We start from the raw sequence: 17,273 nt of genomic DNA, 5'->3' as shown, positions 1-17,273 counted from the left end.
AGGACGGCGCGGCCTTGGCCGCGCCGTTTTTCCTGGTGCGCTCCCTACACTGGCCCGGATGAACGACCCTGACGCGCTGCGCGCCTGGCTGATCCTGCTGCGAACACCCGGCATCGGGCCCGCCTGGCTGCGCGAGCGGTTGGCGGATGAGGGCGGCGACACCCGTGCCGTGCTCGAAACACTGCGGCGCGCGCCGGCAGCCCTGGAGGAGGCGGCCCGGGACTGGCTGGCGCGGCCGGACGAAGCGCGGCTGGCTGCCGATCTCGACTGGCTCGACGCCTCCGGCCATCGCCTGCTGTGCTGCACCGACGCGGACTTTCCACCGCTGCTGGAACACATTGCACAGCCGCCCGCAGCGTTGTTCGTGGACGGGGATTCCGGGCTGCTGCTGCGCCCGCAGGTCGCCATCGTCGGCGCGCGTGGCGCCACCTCGGGCGGCCTGGCGCATGCGCGCCGATTCGCCAGCGTGCTGGCGCAGGCCGGCTTCGTGATCACCAGCGGCATGGCCGAAGGCGTCGACGGCGCGGCACATGGCGCGGCGCTGGATGCAGGCGCGCCGACCATCGCGGTGGTCGGCACCGGCCCGGATCGCGTCTACCCGCGCAAGCACCAGGCACTGGCACGCGCCATCGCGGCGCGCGGCGCGCTGGTCAGCGAGTTCCCGCCCGGCATGCCGCCGCGCGCGGATCATTTCCCCCGCCGCAACCGCATCATTGCCGGGCTGTCGCTGGGCACGCTGGTGGTCGAGGCAGGCCTGAAGTCCGGTTCGCTGATCACCGCGCGGCTGGCCGGCGAACAGGGCCGCGAAGTGTTCGCCCTGCCCGGCTCGGTGCACAACCCGCTGGCGCGCGGGTGCCACCGCCTGATCCGGGAAGGCGTGCGGCTGGTCGAGGAGCCGGACGAGCTGGTCGAGGCCCTGGCGCCGGCGGCGCGCGCGCTGGGCATGGAGCTGGCCGCGCGGCTGGCGGCCGGGGTCGGCACTGCCGGGCCCGCTCCCGCCGGCACGGCGGACCAGGATCCCGAGTACGGCCTGCTGTACCAGGCGATGGGCCACGATCCGGCGACGCTCGACGAACTGGCGGCGCGCACCGGCTTGCCGCCGGCGGTGCTGTCCTCCATGTTGCTGATGCTCGAACTGGATGGGCGCGTCGAGAGCCTGCCCGGCAACCGGTTCCAGTGTGCGTGCTAGCCGCCAGGTGCCATCCGCGGCCACAGCGCATGAGCGACGCCCGCTGCAGTCCTCGCAACCCGCGTCACGTCGCGCTTTCACGCGATCCGGCTTGACAGCCCACGCGAGCGCATGGCTCAACTAATAAAGAGTGTGCCCGCCAGCCGGCGGCACGGACCGCTTCCGGAATCCCCAGCTGATGGCCAAGAACCTCCTCATCGTCGAATCGCCTGCCAAGGCCAAGACGATCAACAAATACCTCGGCAAGGACTTCCAGGTCCTGGCCTCCTATGGCCACGTACGCGACCTCAAGCCCAAGGAGGGCGCGGTCGACCCGGACAACCATTTCGCCATGAAGTACGAGGTGATCGAGCGCAACGAGAAGCACGTCGATGCGATCGCCAAGGCAGCCAAGCAGGCCGACGACATCTACCTGGCTACCGACTTGGACCGCGAGGGCGAAGCCATTTCCTGGCACATCAGCGAGATTCTCAAGGAGCGCGGACTGACCGAAGGCAAGCGCATGCACCGAGTGGTGTTCTCCGAGATCACGCCCAAGGCGATCAAGGCCGCGGTGGCGCAGCCGCGCGGGCTGTCGCACGACATGGTCGACGCACAGCAGGCCCGCCGTGCGCTGGACTACCTGGTCGGCTTCAATCTTTCGCCGGTGCTGTGGCGCAAGGTGCAGCGCGGCCTGTCGGCCGGCCGCGTGCAGAGCCCAGCGCTGCGCATGATCGTCGAGCGCGAGGAGGAAATCGAAGCCTTCGTCGCCCGCGAGTACTGGACGGTCGAGGCGAGGCTCAAGCATGCCGAGGGCGACTTCGGCGCGCGTCTGACCCGGTTCAACGGCAAGAAGTTCGAACAATTCGACCTCACCAACGAACGCGATGCGATGGCAGCGCGCGCCACGCTCAAGGACGCCGCGCACGCCCGCCTGACGGTGAGCGAAGTCACTTCGAAGGAACGCAAACGCCGCCCGGCGCCGCCGTTCACCACCTCCACCCTGCAGCAGGAAGCCGCGCGCAAGCTCGGTTTCGGCACCAGCCGCACGATGAAGATCGCGCAAGGCCTGTACGAGGGCGTGAGCTTGGGGCAAGAGGGTAACGTCGGCCTGATCACCTACATGCGTACCGACTCCACCGCGCTCTCGACCGAGGCGACGGACGAGCTGCGCGACCTGATCGCGCGCGACTTCGGCCGCGAAGCGTTGCCCGACGGCGTGCAGGTCTACCGCACCAAGTCCAAGAACGCGCAGGAAGCACACGAGGCGATCCGCCCGACTTCAGCCATGCGCACGCCGCGCCAAGTCGCGGCCTTCCTAAACGACGAGCAGCGCAAGCTCTACGAGCTGATCTGGAAGCGCACGGTCGCCTGCCAGATGATCCACGCCACGCTCAACACCGTGTCGGTGGACTTCGAACTGCCGAACGCTGCCGGAGGCCCGGCCGCGTTCCGCGCCACCGGCACCACGGTGGTCGATCAGGGCTTCCTCGCCGTGTACGAGGAAGGTCGCGACACCCGCACCGCCGAGGATGACGAGGAAGGCCGCCGCCTGCCGCGCCTGTCCAAGGGCGAACAAGTAGCGCTTGCCGACATCCTTGCCGACCAGCATTTCACCGAGCCGCCGCCGCGCTATTCCGAAGCCAGCCTGGTCAAGGCGCTGGAGGAATACGGCATCGGCCGCCCTTCGACCTACGCGAGCATCATCCAGGTGCTGCAGAACCGGGAGTACGTATTCCTCGAGAACCGCCGCTTCAAGCCGACCGACGTGGGCCGCGCGGTCGGCAAGTTCCTTACCCAGCACTTCAACCAGTACGTCGACTACGACTTCACAGCCAAGCTCGAAGACGAACTGGACGCGGTCAGCCGCGGCGAGGAAGCCTGGGTGCCGCTGATGGAGCGCTTCTGGCAGCCGTTCAAGACCCAGGTCGAGGAAAAGACCGAGTCGGTCGACCGCAGCGAAGCGACCGGCGCGCGCGAGCTGGGCATCGACCCCAAGAGCGGCAAGCCCGTGTCCGTGCGCCTGGGCCGCTATGGGCCGTATGCGCAGATCGGCGACAAGGACACCGACGAGAAGCTGCAGTTCGCATCCTTGCGGCCCGGCCAGAGCATGCACACCATCACGCTGGAACAGGCGTTGGAACTGTTCAAGCTGCCGCGCGTGCTCGGCACCAGCGAGGGCGGCGAGGAGGTCAGCGTCGGCATCGGCCGCTTCGGCCCGTTCGTCAAGCAGGGCAGCACCTACGCCTCGCTCAAGGCCGAGGACGACCCCTACACGATCGAACTGCCGCGCGCCCTGCAGATCGTGCGCGAGAAACTCGAGATGCTCGCCAACCGTGTCATCGCCGACTTCGGCAATGGCGTGCAGGTGCTCAACGGCCGCTACGGTGCGTACATCACCGACGGCCAGAAGAACGCGCGCATCCCCAAGGACACCGAGCCGAAGGACCTGACCGAGGCGCAGTGTCTGGAGCTGCTGGCCGCCGCCCCGGCCAAGAAGGGGCGCTTCGCGCGCAAGACCGCCGCCAAGCAGGCAGCCGCGAAGAAGGCGCCGGCCACCAAGAAGGCCGCACCCAAGAAAACGGCGGTCAAGAAGGCGCCAGCGAAGAAGGCCGCGGCCAAGAAGACGGCTGCCAAGAAGGCCGCCACGAAGAAGGCGACCGCGAAAAAGACCGCCGGTACCTGATGATGACCGCACGCTTCAACTTGGCCGAATGCGGCGCCGCCGCCGCGTTGGTGCGTGATGGAGGCGTGCTGGCCTACCCGACCGAGGCGGTCTATGGCCTTGGATGCGATCCGCGCGACCAGGGCGCGTTCGAGCGCCTGTTCGCGCTCAAGCAGCGCCCGCCGACCCAGGGCGTGCTGCTGATCGCGGCCGACTTCGTCCAAATCGAGCGCTACATCGATCTGGCCAGAGTCCCCGCCGAGGTACTGGCGCAGGTCCAGGCGAGCTGGCCCGGCCCGAACACCTGGATCTTCCCGCGCACCGAGGCGGTGCCGGCCTGGGTTGCCGGGGCGCACGCGGGCATCGCGCTGCGCGTCACCGCGCACGAACCCGCTGCCGCGCTGTGCCGCGCCTGGGGCGGCGCGCTGGTGTCGACCAGCGCCAACCCGCACGGCTCGCCGCCGGCGCGCAGCGCGCAGCAGGCACTGGACTACTTCGGCGATGCACTCGACGGCGTCCTCGATGCCCCGCTCGGCGGCCAGGACCGCCCGACGGTGATCCGCGACGCGCTCACCGGCGCTATCATCCGCGCCTGAGCGTCCATGGGGGCGCCGCGCGCCTTTTGCCCGGCCTGCGGCGGGACAACGAAAAACGCAAGGTTCACGCCGACTTGCGACGATCGGCGGCCATGCTGTGTGCGTCTGGCACGTGGCGGACTGGGAGATAAGCGGCTTGGCCATCGTTTACGACACTTTCCAGCGCGAGGCGCCACGGCGTCTGGTGCTGCTGCGTGCAGATACGCCTGGGCGCGTGCTGGCCTGGCGCGACGGCGAACCGGTCAGCGCCGCGCAGTTCCTGGCCCACGTGCGCCAGGTCGCCGCCGTGTTGCCGAGCGCCGGGGCCGCGGTGAACCTGTGCGAGGACCGCTACGCCTTCCTGGTCGCCTTCTGCGCAATCGCGCTGCGTGGCCAGGCCAACCTGCTGCCCTCCTCGCGTGCCCCGCAGGCGGTGGACGAGGTGATGGCCGCGCATCCGGGTTGCTATGCGCTGGGCGAGCAGGCGCTGGATCCGGCGCCGGCCGGCTACCACCGGTTGCCGGCGTTGTCGGCGCAGCCGGTGGACGACGAGGCGGACGGCTGGCCGCAGATTCCGGGCGAACAGGTGGTGGCGATCGGCTACACCTCCGGCTCCACCGGCACGCCCAGCGCCAACGCCAAGACCTGGCACAGCTTCCATGCCAGCAACGCCGGCAACCTGGCGATGCTGCACGCGGCGGTCGGCGAGCGCTTCGCGGTGGTCGCCACCGTGCCGCCGCAGCACATGTACGGCATGGAGATGAGCGTGCTGCTGCCGTTGCTGGGCGGCGTCGGCGTGCATGCCGGACGGCCGTTCTTTCCCGCCGACGTGGCCGCTGCGTTGGCCCAGGTGCCGGCGCCACGCGTGCTGGTGACCACCCCCGTACACCTGCGCGCACTGGTGGAATCCGGCATTTCGCTGCCGGCACTGGCGGCCATGGTTTCGGCTACCGCGCCGATGCCGGTGGAGCTTGCGCAGGCGGCCGAGCAACGCTTCGGCGCGCCGCTGCTGGAGGTATTCGGTTCCACCGAAACCTGCGTGTTCGCCAGCCGCCGCACCACGACCGAAGAGGACTGGACGCTCTATGCCGGCGTCCACCTGCACCCGCAGCCCGACGGCACCCAGGTCGATGCGCCGCAACTGCTGGATGCCCCGCGTCTGCTGGCCGACATCGTCACCCTGACCGCCGACGGCCGCGGTTTCCGCCTGCGCGGACGCCAGGCCGACATGCTGGAAATCGCCGGCAAGCGCGCCTCGCTGGGCGACCTCACCCGGCGCCTGCTGGCCATCCCCGGCGTTCAGGACGGCGTGGTGTTCCAGCTCGATGGCGGCGATGCGCTGGGCGTGCACCGCATCGCCGCGCTGGCGGTGGCGCCGGAGCTGGACGAGCACGCCATCATGGAGGCGCTGCGCCGCGCGGTCGATCCGGTCTTCCTGCCGCGGCCACTGCTGCGGGTCGCAGCGCTGCCGCGCAACGAGACCGGCAAACTGCCCCGCGCCGCGCTGCTGGAACTGGCCGCCCGCCACCACGCCTGATCGTGCCTGGAGTCCTCGGCTCTCGGGAGGGTTGATGAAGTACGCCAGAGCCCGCCGCGGCACATGAGCAATCGCCTCCGTCTCCCGCGCATAGCCGGGCAAGGAAGCCATATGCGCTCGGCTACAATGCGCGCCTGCGCCGCGGGGCGCACACGCGTGGAGTCGGCATGAAGGTCCTGGTCATCGGCAGCGGCGGGCGCGAGCACGCGCTGGCGTGGAAGCTCAAGCAGTCGCCGCGGGTCAGCGAGGTGATCGTGGCGCCCGGCAACGCCGGCACCGCGCGCGAGCGCGGCGTACGCAACGCCGAGGTGGCCATGAACGACCTCGACGGTCTGCTAGCGCTGGCCAAGGCCGAGAAGGTCGGCTTGACCGTGGTCGGCCCGGAAGTGCCGCTGGTCGCCGGCGTGGTCGACCGCTTCCGCGCCGCCGGCCTGCGCATCTTCGGGCCACGCGCGATCGCGGCACAGCTGGAGGGATCGAAGGCCTTCGCCAAGGATTTCCTGCTCCGCCACAACATTCCCACTGCTCGCTATGCGGTGTTCACCGAGCTCTCCCGCGCGCTGACCTACGTGCGCGAGCAGGGCGCGCCCATCGTGATCAAGGCCGATGGCCTGGCCGCCGGCAAGGGCGTGGTGGTGGCGCTGACGCTGGCCGACGCCGAGCAGGCGCTGCACGACATGCTGGGCGGCCATGCCTTCGGCGATGCCTCCGCCCGGGTGGTGATCGAGGAATTCCTCGAGGGCGAGGAAGCCAGCTACATCGTGATGAGCGACGGCAGCCACGCGCTGCCGATGGCGTCGAGCCAGGACCACAAGCGCCGCGACGAGGGCGACCTCGGACCCAACACCGGCGGCATGGGCGCCTACTCGCCGGCACCGGTGGTCACCGGCGCGGTCGAGCAACGCATCCTGAAGGAAGTGATCGAGCCGACCCTGCACGGCATGGCCTCCGAAGGCGCGCCGTTCATCGGCTTTCTTTACGCCGGGCTGATGATCGACAAATCCGGGGCGCCCAGGGTGATCGAGTTCAACGTGCGCTTCGGCGACCCGGAAACCCAGCCGATCATGCTGCGCCTGAAGTCAGACCTGGTCGAGCTGATCGAGGCCGCGCTGGACGGCGAGCTGCGGCACACCCGCGCACAGTGGGACAGCCGCCCCTCGATCGGCGTGGTGGTCGCGGCCGAGGGCTACCCCGGCCGCGTGCGCAGCGGCGATCCGATCGGCGGTCTGGAAGGCCCGTTCGATCCCACCGTGAAGGTATTCCATGCCGGCACCAAGCTGGACGCGCAAGGCCGCGCGGCCACCGCCGGCGGCCGCGTGCTGACCGTCTGCGCCCTGGGCCACGACCTCGCCGCCGCGCGCGAGCACGCCTACGAAGCGGTCGCCAGGATCCACTTCAACGGCGCGTTCTGCCGGCGCGACATCGCGCACCGGGCACTGCGGCGAGACTGAAGCTCAGGCGGCCGCCTTGTCCGCCTGGGCGGCGGGCACGGCCCCTGGCCGCAGCACCATGTAGAGCATCAGCAGCATGCCGGCCAGCACGCCGGACGAACCGAAGCCCAGCAGCGGTTCGAGCGTGGCTTCGGCGGCCTTGCCGCCGTAGAGCAGGAACAGGCCGACGAACATTGCGACCGCCGCCAGCTGGTGCAGCACGAACTGGATGTTGGCGAGGGTACGGCGCGGCGCATCCAGCCACAGGCGATGGATGATTCCGTAGATCAGCGAGAGCACGAAACCCACCAGCAGCACGTGGGCATGCGTGACCAGCTGCCCGTGATCGTGCGAGGCGGCCATGTAGATGCCCAGCGCCATGCCGATGGCGGCATAGGACAAGGCAAAAACCAGGTATCTGCGGCTGAAGTCCATGGTGTTTCCCCTCGAAAACACAGGCGCCATGTGGGCGGGCGCCATGAGCGCCGCGGAAGGTCCGCTGGCAGGCGAGGTCATGCGCGCGCCGGCCCCAACCGCGGCTTCCGGGGCGCAAGGTATGCCCATCCGATGCTCGCCGCAACGCCTTTGGCGCGATGGCGGCAGACGCCCTGGCGCTTTAGGCTAGCGCCAGCCTTCGGACCAGGACCCGCATGAGCCAGTTCACCCTGCTCGGCCAGCGTCGCTTCGCGCCGTTCTTCTGGACCCAGGCGCTGGGTGCGTTCAACGACAACGCCTTCCGTAATGCGCTGGTGATGCTGGTGGCGTTCCAGATGGGTCTGGACGACAAGAGCGTGTCGCTCTACACCAATCTGGCGCCGGCGCTGTTCATCCTGCCGTTCTTCCTGTTCTCGGCGACCGCCGGGCAGCTGGCGGAGAAATACGAGAAGGCGCGCATCATCCGCTGGGTCAAGCTTTTCGAGATCGGCGCGATGGCGCTTGCCGCCGTCGGCTTTCTCACGCACGACACGGCTCTGCTGCTGACCGTGTTGTTCCTGATGGGACTGCACTCGACCACGTTCGGGCCGATCAAGTACGCAATCCTGCCGCAGGCGCTCAGGCCGGAGGAGCTGGTGGGCGGCAACGGCCTGGTCGAGACGGGCACGCAGCTGGCGATGCTGGTGGGCATGATCGCCGGCAATTCGCTGATGTTGGTCGCCGGCGTCGGACCGTGGCTGTCGTCAGCCGCCACCATCGCGGTGGCGGTGGCCGGCTACCTGGCTAGCCGGCGCATCCCGGCGGCACCGGCTACCGCGCCACAGCTCAGGTTCAACTGGAACCCCTTGAGCGAAACGGCGCGCGTGCTCGGCATCGTGCGGCGCGATGGCGCCGTGTTCAACGCCGTGCTGGGGATCTCCTGGTTCTGGTTCTTCGGCACGGTGCTGATCGCGCAGCTGCCCAACTACACGCGCGAGACGCTGGGCGGCGACGGTTCGGTCAACACGCTGGTGCTCACGCTCTTTTCCATCGGCACCGGCGTGGGCGCGCTGTTGTGCGAACGCATGTCGGGCAGGCGGGTGGAAATCGGCCTGGTGCCGCTGGGCGCATTCGGCCTGACCGTGTTCGGCGTGGACCTCTATTTCGCCCGGCACGGCGCGGCGGTTGCGCATGGGCTGGACTGGCTGGCCTTCCTGCGCGGCGGGGGAAGCTGGCGCATCGTGCTGGACCTCACCCTGATCGGCGTGTTCGCGGGCTTCTACGTCGTGCCGCTGTTCGCCTTCGTGCAGGCGCGCGCGCCGCGCGAGCAGCTTTCGCGCGTGATCGCCGGCAACAACATCGTCAATGCACTGCTGATCGTGCTGGCCGCGGGCTTCGGCCTGGGTCTCGGTGCGCTGGGCCTGGACGCGGTGGAGATATTCCTGGCCGCGGCGCTGCTCAACGTGGCCGTGGCGGCGTACATCTTCACGCTGGTGCCCGAGTTCCCGATGCGCTTCATCACCTGGGTGCTGGTCAACGCGCTCTACCGCGTGCGCGTCGATGGCATGCGCCACGTTCCGGAGGAAGGGCCGGCGCTGCTGGTATGCAACCACGTCAGCTTCATGGACCCGCTGCTGCTGATGGCGAACCTGCGCCGGCCGGCGCGCTTCGTCATGTACTACCGCATCTTCAACATCCCGGTACTCAACTTCATTTTCCGCACTGCCAGGGCGATTCCCATCGCCGGCCAGAAGGAAGATCCGGCGGTGCTGGCCGCAGCTTACGAAGCGATCGACCAGGCGCTCGCCGCCGGCGAGCTGGTGTGCATCTTTCCCGAAGGCGGCCTGACCCGCGACGGCGAGATCGCGCCGTTCCGGCCCGGCATGTTGCGCATCCTCGAGCGCCGGCCGGTGCCGGTGGTGCCGATGGCCTTGCGGGGTTTGTGGGGCAGCGTATGGAGCCGGCGCGATACGCGCCTGGGCCGCGCGCGCCTGCCGCGACGCTTCCGCGCACGGGTCGAGCTGGTGGTCGATGCGGCGGTACCACCGCAACCGCTGCGCCTGGATGCGCTGGAGGCGCGCGTACGCCAGCTGCGTGGCGAGCTGGCCTAGCCGCCCGGGTCCCCGCCCGGCCAGACCCTCACTCCCACCCTTTTTCGACGGGGTAGGGCGGGCATCCCGAGCTTGCTATGCTGCCGAAAGCCAAAACGGTGAGCCTGCATGCGCACCCTGATCGATCGCTATCTCGACGCCTACAACCGCCTTGACGTGGACGGCATGCTGGCCACGCTGCACCCGCAGGTGGCTTTCGAGAACATCACCGCCGGCGTCGCCACGGTGCGCACGCAAGGCATCGAGGAGTTCCGCCGCCTCGCCCAGAGCACGCTGCCGCTGTTCGCCCGCCGGCGGCAGACGGTGACCCGCTACGAGGAAAAGGACGGCATGGCGCAGGTGGGTATCGCCTTCGAAGGCGTGTTCGCACTGGACCTGCCCAACGGCGCGCGGGCCGGCCAGATGATCGCGCTGAACGGCCGCAGCGAGTTCCGCGTGCATGACGGGCTGCTGATCCACATCGCCGACATCAGCGACTGACGGCCTCGGTCGGCTAGATGGCCAGGCCGAGGCCGTGCGGCTCGCTACCGGCCCGGCGCAGCAGCGCGTTGCGCCATCGCTGCTGGGTGGCGCCGTCGGCGTCCTGCAGGAACTGCGGCTTGTTGGCCACCAGGGCAGCCACCGGCACGCCGTCCTCGTACAGCACGCGGGTACCGGCTAGCGCCGGCAGCTTGTCGCCGGCCAGCACCGTGCCGACCAGGTTTAGCGGGTCGCTGCCGCTGACGCACACCAGTTGCTGCGTGGGGGCACGGTTGCGCACCGCGCGCAGGGCGCCGATCGCCTCCGGCAGCGCGAACTGCTCGCCGACCAGGCCCTCGACGAAGCGGCCGCCGCGGATCTCGCCGCGCGCTTCCAGCCGGTGGTACACGCGCAGCAGCTCGCGCCAGGACGGCAGCCACGGGGCTTCGCGCTCGAGCAGCTTCCAGAAGACGACGCCGTAGCGACGGAGCAGCACGCGGGCGACGTGCTCTGCCTCGTCGGAATCAATGCGGCGCAAAGCGCCCCGTTCGCCTCCTCTCCCCCGGCTTTGATCAGGGATGGGGGAAAGGATTGAGGTGAGCGGACGTTCTTGGGGTGATCCCCCGACAGAGCCACGCGCGAACCCTGGACCATCATTCGACCCGTTCTGGGCCAACTTCTCCCCAGAGGGAAGAAAGACCGGGCGAGCCAACGACCAGCGTCCCGCATCCTCGATCTCGCTCAACGCGTGTCGCCGCGCGCGCCGGTGCGGGCGCGACTCGCGCTTGGCCGCCGGCAGCAGCAGTGCGCGCAGGCCGGCGAAGCTGTCGGCGGTGACGCGGCCGGCGGCGACCAGTTCGCCCAGCGCGTTCTCCAGCTCGGTGCGCAACAAATGCGTCAGCTCGAGCAGTTCGTCGAAGAACAGCGCGCCATGCGCGGCCAAGGCGTCGGCGACGGCCTGTGCGCGCGAGGAAAGCAGCGCGTCCTGCGCCTGCCCGTCCGACGCCATGAACGTCCATACGGCCATCTGCCGCCGCGGCAGCAGCACGATCGGCGTGGCGCGGACCGGGCCCGCACTGCCGCCGCCGGTGCGCAGGCGGTTCCAGCCGAAGCGGCCGGCACGGCACAGCTCGTCCAGCCAGCGGCTGGCATAGTCGCCTACTCGCGCGGGCAACAATTCGCTCTCCCAGGCGCCGGCCGCCGCTTCGTAGCCTTCGAGCTGGTGCAGGGCGCCGATCAGGCCATCCGGCCCCTCCATGCGGGTGTCCGGCGTCAGGTGTTGCCAGTCCGCGTAGAAGCGCAGCAGGTCGCGCCGGCTGACCGGCTCGATCTCGCGGCGCAGCCGGCCGATGGTGTAGCGGTGGATGCGCGCGAGCAGATGCCGCTCGCACCACTCGATGCCGGACGCATCGGGGGTGAAGCGTCCCTGCATCACGTAGCCTTCGGACTGCAGGCGCAACAGGGCCGGCTCGACGTCGGTCGAGTCGACGGCGAGCGAGGCGGCGAGCGCCGCGACCGTTACCGGACCCGAGCCGCCGAGACGCCGGCGCACCAGTTCCAGCAAGGCTTCGTCTCGGGTCCAGGCCTGCGCGGCGTAATCCGGTGGCGCGCTGATGGGCGGGTGCAGGGTGGCTTCGGCAAGCACGGCCTGCCATAGCGGCAGCAGTTCCGCCGCGATCCACCTGCCGTCGACCGCCCGCCCCTCGGCGGACAGGGCGGCCGAGAGGCCGGGAGTCGATCGCGTCGCGCGGTGATGCCGGGCAAGCGCCTCCAGCCGTTCCTGCCAGCCGGTGTTGTGGGCCACCTCGGCGACCGTGACGAAACCCAGCAGGGTCAGCGCCTCGTGCATCTCGTCGGCGCTGCGCACCTGCGGCCAGGCTTCCTCGCGCACGGCCGCGATCGCCTCCGGATCCAGCCGGCCCAGATCATCGGCGTCCTCGGCGTTCCAGCGGCGGTTCTGCACTGCCTGCGTGCGGCGTTCCTCCAGCGGCGCGTCGTCGAGGTAGGCGTAGGGTGCGGCCGTCAGCACTTCGGCGGCGAGCGGGCTGGGTCCGGTGAGGTCACGTGCGACCACCTTGATGGCGCCGCTTTCGAAGCCGCGCAGCACGGTAAGCAGGCCGTCCACGTCCATCGCCTCGCGCAGGCAGTCGTGCAGGGTCTGGTTGACCAGAGGATGGTCGGGGATCTGCCGCTCGCCGACGATGTTTTCCAGGCAGGCGACCTGGTCGGGAAACACGGTGGCGAGCAGGTCCTCGCTCTTCATGCGCTGGATCTGCGGCGGGGTCTTCTTGCCGCCGGTGTAGCGCGGCAGCGCCAGCGCGGTCACCGCATTCCAGCGCCAGCGCGCCGGGAACAGCGGCGCGTCCAGCAGCGCCTGCACCAGCACGTGCTCGGCGGAGTTCGAATGCAGGTAGCGCGACACTTCCTCCAGCGGGAAGCTGTGGCTGGTCGAGAGCGACAGCACGATCGCGTCCTCGGTCGCCGCCGCCTGCAGCTCGAAATTGAACTGGCGGCAGAAGCGCTTGCGCAGGGCCAGGCCCCAGGCGCGGTTGATCCGGCTGCCGAAGGGGGTGTGGATCACCAGCTGGGTGCCGCCCGATTCGTCGAAGAAGCGCTCGAACACGATCGTGTGCTGGGTCGGTAGCACGCCCAGCGCCACCTTGGCCCGATGGAGGTAGTCGGCCAGCTGTTGCGCGGCCGGCTCGCTCATCGAAAGCGTGCTGCGCAGCCACGCGACCGCTCCGGCGACGCCACCGGCGTCGAGCAGCCCGCCCACCTCCTCGCGCAGGCGGGCCACGCCGTACGAGAGTTCATCGCTGCGCCCGGGCGCCTCACCCAGCCAGAACGGGATGCTCGGCGGCGCGCCGTGCGCATCCTCCACGCGCAGGCGATCGCGTTCCACCCGCAGGATGCGGTAGCTGGTGTTGCCCAGCTGGAACACGTCGCCGGCCAGGCTCTCGACTGCGAAATCCTCGTTGACCGAGCCGACGATGGTGGATTGGGGTTCGAGCACGACCAGGTAATCGGCGGTGTCGGGTATCGTGCCGCCGGAGGTCACCGCGGTCAGCCGCGCATTGCGGCGGGCGCGCAGCTGGCGATGCACCGCGTCGCGATGGATGTACGCCGCGCGTGCGCCGCGGCGGGTGCTGAAGCCTTCGGCGAGCATGCGCACGATGGCGTCGAACTGCTCGCGCGGCAGCGCACGATAAGGGTGCGCGCCGCGCACCAGGGCGTACAGCGCATCCTCGTCCCATTCCTGGCAGGCGACCTCGGCGACGATCTGCTGGGCCAGCACGTCGAGCGGCTGCACGGGCTGCACCAGCGCATCGAGCTCGCCACGGCGCACGCAATCGAGCAACGCCGCGCATTCGAGCAGGTCGTCGCGGCTGGTCGGAAAGAGGCGCGCCTTGGGCGTGCCGCTCACCGCGTGGCCGGAACGGCCGGCGCGTTGCAGGAAGGCGGCGATCGAACGTGGCGAGGCGAGCTGGCATACCAGGTCGACGTCGCCGATGTCGATGCCGAGCTCAAGCGAGGCGGTCGCGACCAGCAGCTTGAGCTCGCCTCGCTTCAGGCGCTGCTCGGCATCGAGCCTGAGCTCCTTGGCCAGGCTGCCGTGGTGCGCGGCGACCGCCTCCTTGCCCAGCCTTTCGGCGAGATGGCGTGCGGCGCGCTCGGCCATGCGGCGGGTGTTGACGAAGACAAGCGTGGTGCGGTGCTCGCGGGCGAGCTGGGCCAGGCGCTCGTAGACGGTGTCCCAGGCGTCGTTGGACATCACCGCCTCGAGCGGGACGGGCGGGACCTCAATGGCGAGGTCCCGCACGCGGGTGTGGCCCACATCAACAATCGCGCAGCGCGACAGATCCTTCTCCCCCGTACCGGATGGGGACGGGAGGACAAGGTGGCCCGAAGGGTCGGGGAGATTGCCGGTAGTTTGCCGGGAAGTTTCAGGCAGGAGCCGCCCTTCACCCCAGCCCTCTCCCTGAAGGGGAGAGGGACCCTGGTTCCGGGCGCCGACCAGAAACCGGGCCACTTCCTCGATCGGCTTCTGTGTCGCGGACAAGCCGATCCGCTGCAACGGCCGCTGGCACAGCGATTCCAACCGCTCCAGCGACAAGGCCAGGTGCGTGCCACGCTTGGAATTGGCCAGCGCGTGGATCTCGTCGACGATCACCGTACGCGTGCTCTTGAGCATGGCCCGCCCCGAGGTCGAGCCCAGCAACACGTACAGCGATTCGGGCGTGGTCACCAGAATGTGCGGGGCGAGCTTGCGCATCAGCGCACGCTCGGCCTGCGGTGTGTCGCCGGTGCGCACGGCGGTGCGGATCGCCACATCGGGCAGGCCTTCGGCCTGGAGCTCGGCGCGGATACCCTCCAGCGGCGCTTCCAGGTTGATGTGGATGTCGTTGGAGAGGGCCTTCAGCGGCGAGACGTAGACCACCCGCGTTTCGTCCGGCAGCACGCCACCGGTGGCCACACCCTCGCGCACCAGCGCATCGATCGCGGCGAGGAAAGCGGTCAGCGTCTTGCCCGAGCCGGTCGGCGCGGCCACCAGCGTGTGCGCTCCGGCATGGATGTTCGGCCAGGCGCCGGCCTGCGCCGCGGTGGGCGCGGGAAAGCTGCGCTGGAACCAGCGCGCGACGGCGGGATGGAAGTGACCGAGCGGCATCGCCTGATGATATAGGGGCGGGCGTCTCATACTTCGAGCGCCTGCTCTCGAGTGCCTGCTCCTCGAATGTCTGTTCAGGACACGGCGGGCGGGCTACGTTGGAGGATCTGGCGCGGAGGCATGCGAGTGGATGCACCATGGCACACGACCGAAGGTTTGCTCGGCAGGCTGACGCTGGCCGATGGCCGATGGCTGTGCGTGCACGACTGGCCGCGCGAGGATGCGAGCGCCGGCGTGCTGTTCGTGCACGGCCTGGGCGAGCACGCGGGCCGCTACGGTCGCCTGGCCGGCTGGTTCAACGCGCGCGGCTACACAGTGCGCGGCTACGACCAGCGCGGGCATGGCCGCTCGCCGGGTCGGCGCGGCGCGCTTGACCGACCGCTGGAACTGGTCGAGGACCTGGTCGAGGTCTACGCGCGCTTCGCCCGGGAGCTGGGGACGCCGCCGCTGCTGCTCGGGCACAGCATGGGCGCCCTGGTGGCTCTGCATACGGTCATCGATGGTGGGGTGGCGCCGCCAGCCATGGTGCTTTCTTCGCCGGCGCTGCGCACCTGGGCGCCTGCATGGGAACAGGCCCTGGCCCGGCAGCTGTCGGGCTGGCTGCCCAACCTGCCGCTGCGCAGCGGCTTGCCGTTCGAGGCGCTTTCGCACGACGCCGCGGTGGTGGCGTCCTACCGGGACGATCCGCTGCGCTCGGGCAGCATCACACCTCGACTGGCGCATTTCATCTTCGCGGGCGGTCGGCACTGCATCGCGGAGGCGCCGCGGCTATCCGTGCCCACCCTGCTGCTCGTCGCTGGCGCCGATCGCCTGGTAGATGCGGGCGGCAGCCGCGCGTTCGCGGCGGCGGCGCCGGCCAGCGTGCTGACCACGCATCTGTTCGACACGCTGTTCCACGAGCTCTTCAACGAGGCGGAGCCGGCGCGTGGCGAAGTGCTGGCACTGCTCGCGCGATGGCTCAAGGTGCACGGGCAGCCCGCCCTTCTCCGATGAGGCCCTCCCCGCATTAGCGAGGAGGGCTCTGATTCACGGAACGGCCGGTTTGCCCTCGGCGGGCTTGGGCTGGCACGGCGTATGGCCGCAGCCGCAGGGGCCCGACGAGGGCTCGCCCACCGCCTGGCGGCAGTGATCCGAGCAATAGGTGTCGCCGATGGGCACGCTGCAGCGGCAGGCCGGGTGGGCGCAACGCTGGCTGGCGGAAGCGTTCATGGCATCAGTGAGTGGTGCTGCCCGAGGCTGGCATGCTCATCGAGCCGTTGCCGTCCATCGGCTTGCCGGTATGGCTCTTCGAGCGGGCGCCGCCGTGCATGCCTTCGCTGCCGGCGAGCTTTTCGGCCATCTCCATGTGCGTCTTGAGCACAGGCAAGGTGGTGCTGGCGAACTGCTTGACGTCATCGTCGCTCGCCTTCTGGCTTTCCATGCCGAACATCTTGATCGCCTTGCGGTGGTCTTTCACCATCGCCCTGGCGTAGGCCTTGTCGAAAGCGGTGCCGCTCATCGCCTTGAGCTTGTCGGCCTCATGCTTCTGCGCCGGCGTCGGCTCGGTCGGCAGGGTGACCTGCTGGCGCTGGGCGATGCTCATCAACTGATCATTCGCCTTGGTGTGGTCGTCGACGATGCGCTGGGCCAGCTCCTTCACCCGAGCGGAGGAGGACCTGTCCAGCGCGATGCGGCCCATCTGGATCTCCGCCAGGCTGTCGGCCGCCGCATGGCGCATGAACATGGCGTCCTTGCTGGTGCCGCTCTTGCTCTTGCTCATGGTGCCGGGACTGCTGCTGCTCTGGGCGAACGCCACGCAGGCCAGGCCGGCCAGCAACAGCGTGCCGAGCATCATGCTGATGCGTCGGATGATCATGTCGGTTTCCTCGTGGTTGGTTTGCGCGCCCTGGGTTTTTGCACGGCGCGGTCAATCTTCTTCCTCGTTCTTGGAGCCCTCGCGGCCGGCCTTGGCCTGCTGAGTGTTGCCGCGGTTGCTTTCCTCGCCGCTGCGGCGGCCGTGGCTGGCTTCGCCACCTTTGCGGCCGATCGCGGCCATGTGCTCGCGGTTGGAGCTCACGGCTTCGCCGCCCTTCTGGCCGGCGCGACGTGCTTCCTCGGACGTGAACTGGTGGGCGTGGCCGCTGGCGTGCGCCGCACGGCCGCCTTCGCTGGCGATCTCGCGCTGGCGCTCCTCGTCCATGCTGGCGAAGCCGCGCTTGCTGGTGCCGCTGCCTGGGTTCTTGCTGGACATGTCGGTGCTCTCTTCTTC

11 protein-coding genes and 2 pseudogenes are annotated in these 17,273 nt (G+C 69.6%); 8 read left to right on the top strand and 5 right to left on the bottom strand.

Annotated elements, in window-relative coordinates; all coding sequences use genetic code 11:
- Nucleotides 1–58 precede the first annotated feature (58 nt).
- From dprA to purD, 5 genes are all read left to right on the top strand, one after another.
- On the top strand, nt 59–1,189 hold the full coding sequence (gene dprA / locus VGU65_RS01885; protein ID WP_327472468.1) for a DNA-processing protein DprA: 1,131 nt from the start codon (nt 59–61) through the stop codon (nt 1,187–1,189).
- A 178-nt stretch (nt 1,190–1,367) separates the two neighbouring features.
- Nucleotides 1,368–3,854: a DNA topoisomerase I gene (locus VGU65_RS01880; RefSeq protein WP_327472467.1), complete on the top strand. Its 2,487-nt coding sequence runs from the start codon at nt 1,368–1,370 to the stop codon at nt 3,852–3,854.
- A 2-nt stretch (nt 3,855–3,856) separates the two neighbouring features.
- The gene (gene tsaC, locus VGU65_RS01875; protein WP_327472466.1) at nt 3,857–4,429 is read left to right on the top strand and encodes an L-threonylcarbamoyladenylate synthase type 1 TsaC; all 573 of its coding nucleotides are present in this window, start codon (nt 3,857–3,859) and stop codon (nt 4,427–4,429) included.
- A 136-nt stretch (nt 4,430–4,565) separates the two neighbouring features.
- Nucleotides 4,566–5,945 (top strand): AMP-binding protein, encoded by a 1,380-nt coding sequence (locus VGU65_RS01870; RefSeq protein WP_327472465.1) that lies wholly within the window; start codon nt 4,566–4,568, stop codon nt 5,943–5,945.
- A gap of 167 nt (nt 5,946–6,112) precedes the next feature.
- The gene (gene purD / locus VGU65_RS01865; protein WP_327472464.1) at nt 6,113–7,396 is read left to right on the top strand and encodes a phosphoribosylamine--glycine ligase; all 1,284 of its coding nucleotides are present in this window, start codon (nt 6,113–6,115) and stop codon (nt 7,394–7,396) included.
- A gap of 3 nt (nt 7,397–7,399) precedes the next feature.
- Here purD and VGU65_RS01860 read toward each other — a convergent pair whose 3' ends face one another.
- On the bottom strand, nt 7,400–7,810 hold the full coding sequence (locus VGU65_RS01860) for a TonB-dependent receptor (RefSeq protein WP_327472463.1): 411 nt from the start codon (nt 7,808–7,810) through the stop codon (nt 7,400–7,402).
- 215 nt (nt 7,811–8,025) lie between these two features.
- Here VGU65_RS01860 and VGU65_RS01855 point away from each other — a divergent pair, with 215 nt between their 5' ends.
- Together VGU65_RS01855 and VGU65_RS01850 are read left to right on the top strand one after the other, a co-directional pair.
- On the top strand, nt 8,026–9,900 hold the full coding sequence (locus VGU65_RS01855; protein WP_327472462.1) for an MFS transporter: 1,875 nt from the start codon (nt 8,026–8,028) through the stop codon (nt 9,898–9,900).
- A 108-nt stretch (nt 9,901–10,008) separates the two neighbouring features.
- Complete coding sequence (locus VGU65_RS01850) at nt 10,009–10,380, top strand: nuclear transport factor 2 family protein (protein ID WP_327472461.1); 372 nt, start codon at nt 10,009–10,011, stop codon at nt 10,378–10,380.
- Between the two features lie 13 nt (nt 10,381–10,393).
- Here VGU65_RS01850 and VGU65_RS01840 read toward each other — a convergent pair.
- Both VGU65_RS01840 and VGU65_RS15695 read right to left on the bottom strand, forming a co-directional pair.
- A pseudogene (locus VGU65_RS01840) lies at nt 10,394–14,251 on the bottom strand (Lhr family helicase); the annotation flags it as partial.
- A gap of 102 nt (nt 14,252–14,353) precedes the next feature.
- Nucleotides 14,354–15,025 (bottom strand): annotated as a pseudogene (locus VGU65_RS15695) (DEAD/DEAH box helicase); the annotation flags it as partial.
- 120 nt (nt 15,026–15,145) lie between these two features.
- On the opposite strand from VGU65_RS15695, the gene VGU65_RS01835 reads away from it, so the two are divergent.
- The gene (locus VGU65_RS01835; protein ID WP_414655781.1) at nt 15,146–16,018 is read left to right on the top strand and encodes an alpha/beta hydrolase; all 873 of its coding nucleotides are present in this window, start codon (nt 15,146–15,148) and stop codon (nt 16,016–16,018) included.
- Nucleotides 16,019–16,238: 220 nt separating this feature from the next.
- Here VGU65_RS01835 and VGU65_RS01830 read toward each other — a convergent pair whose 3' ends face one another.
- Both VGU65_RS01830 and VGU65_RS01825 read right to left on the bottom strand, forming a co-directional pair.
- On the bottom strand, nt 16,239–16,880 hold the full coding sequence (locus VGU65_RS01830; protein ID WP_327472459.1) for a DUF4142 domain-containing protein: 642 nt from the start codon (nt 16,878–16,880) through the stop codon (nt 16,239–16,241).
- A gap of 51 nt (nt 16,881–16,931) precedes the next feature.
- On the bottom strand, nt 16,932–17,255 hold the full coding sequence (locus VGU65_RS01825; protein WP_327472458.1) for a KGG domain-containing protein: 324 nt from the start codon (nt 17,253–17,255) through the stop codon (nt 16,932–16,934).
- Between the last annotated feature and the right edge of the window lie 18 nt (nt 17,256–17,273).

This window comes from Frateuria sp., from assembly GCF_035943815.1.
Lineage (GTDB): Bacteria > Pseudomonadota > Gammaproteobacteria > Xanthomonadales > Rhodanobacteraceae > Frateuria_A.
This window is presented reverse-complemented; position numbering and strand designations above follow the sequence as displayed.

Bases quoted from the DNA above. Each gene is read 5' to 3' on its own strand.
- VGU65_RS01830 (WP_327472459.1), bottom strand. From the start codon at position 16,880: ATGATCATCCGACGCATCAGCATGATGCTCGGCACGCTGTTGCTGGCC.
- tsaC (WP_327472466.1), top strand. From the start codon at position 3,857: ATGACCGCACGCTTCAACTTGGCCGAATGCGGCGCCGCCGCCGCGTTG.
- VGU65_RS01835 (WP_414655781.1), top strand. From the start codon at position 15,146: ATGCGAGTGGATGCACCATGGCACACGACCGAAGGTTTGCTCGGCAGG.
- VGU65_RS01850 (WP_327472461.1), top strand. From the start codon at position 10,009: ATGCGCACCCTGATCGATCGCTATCTCGACGCCTACAACCGCCTTGAC.
- VGU65_RS01855 (WP_327472462.1), top strand. From the start codon at position 8,026: ATGAGCCAGTTCACCCTGCTCGGCCAGCGTCGCTTCGCGCCGTTCTTC.
- dprA (WP_327472468.1), top strand. From the start codon at position 59: ATGAACGACCCTGACGCGCTGCGCGCCTGGCTGATCCTGCTGCGAACA.
- VGU65_RS01880 (WP_327472467.1), top strand. From the start codon at position 1,368: ATGGCCAAGAACCTCCTCATCGTCGAATCGCCTGCCAAGGCCAAGACG.
- VGU65_RS01825 (WP_327472458.1), bottom strand. From the start codon at position 17,255: ATGTCCAGCAAGAACCCAGGCAGCGGCACCAGCAAGCGCGGCTTCGCC.
- purD (WP_327472464.1), top strand. From the start codon at position 6,113: ATGAAGGTCCTGGTCATCGGCAGCGGCGGGCGCGAGCACGCGCTGGCG.
- VGU65_RS01860 (WP_327472463.1), bottom strand. From the start codon at position 7,810: ATGGACTTCAGCCGCAGATACCTGGTTTTTGCCTTGTCCTATGCCGCC.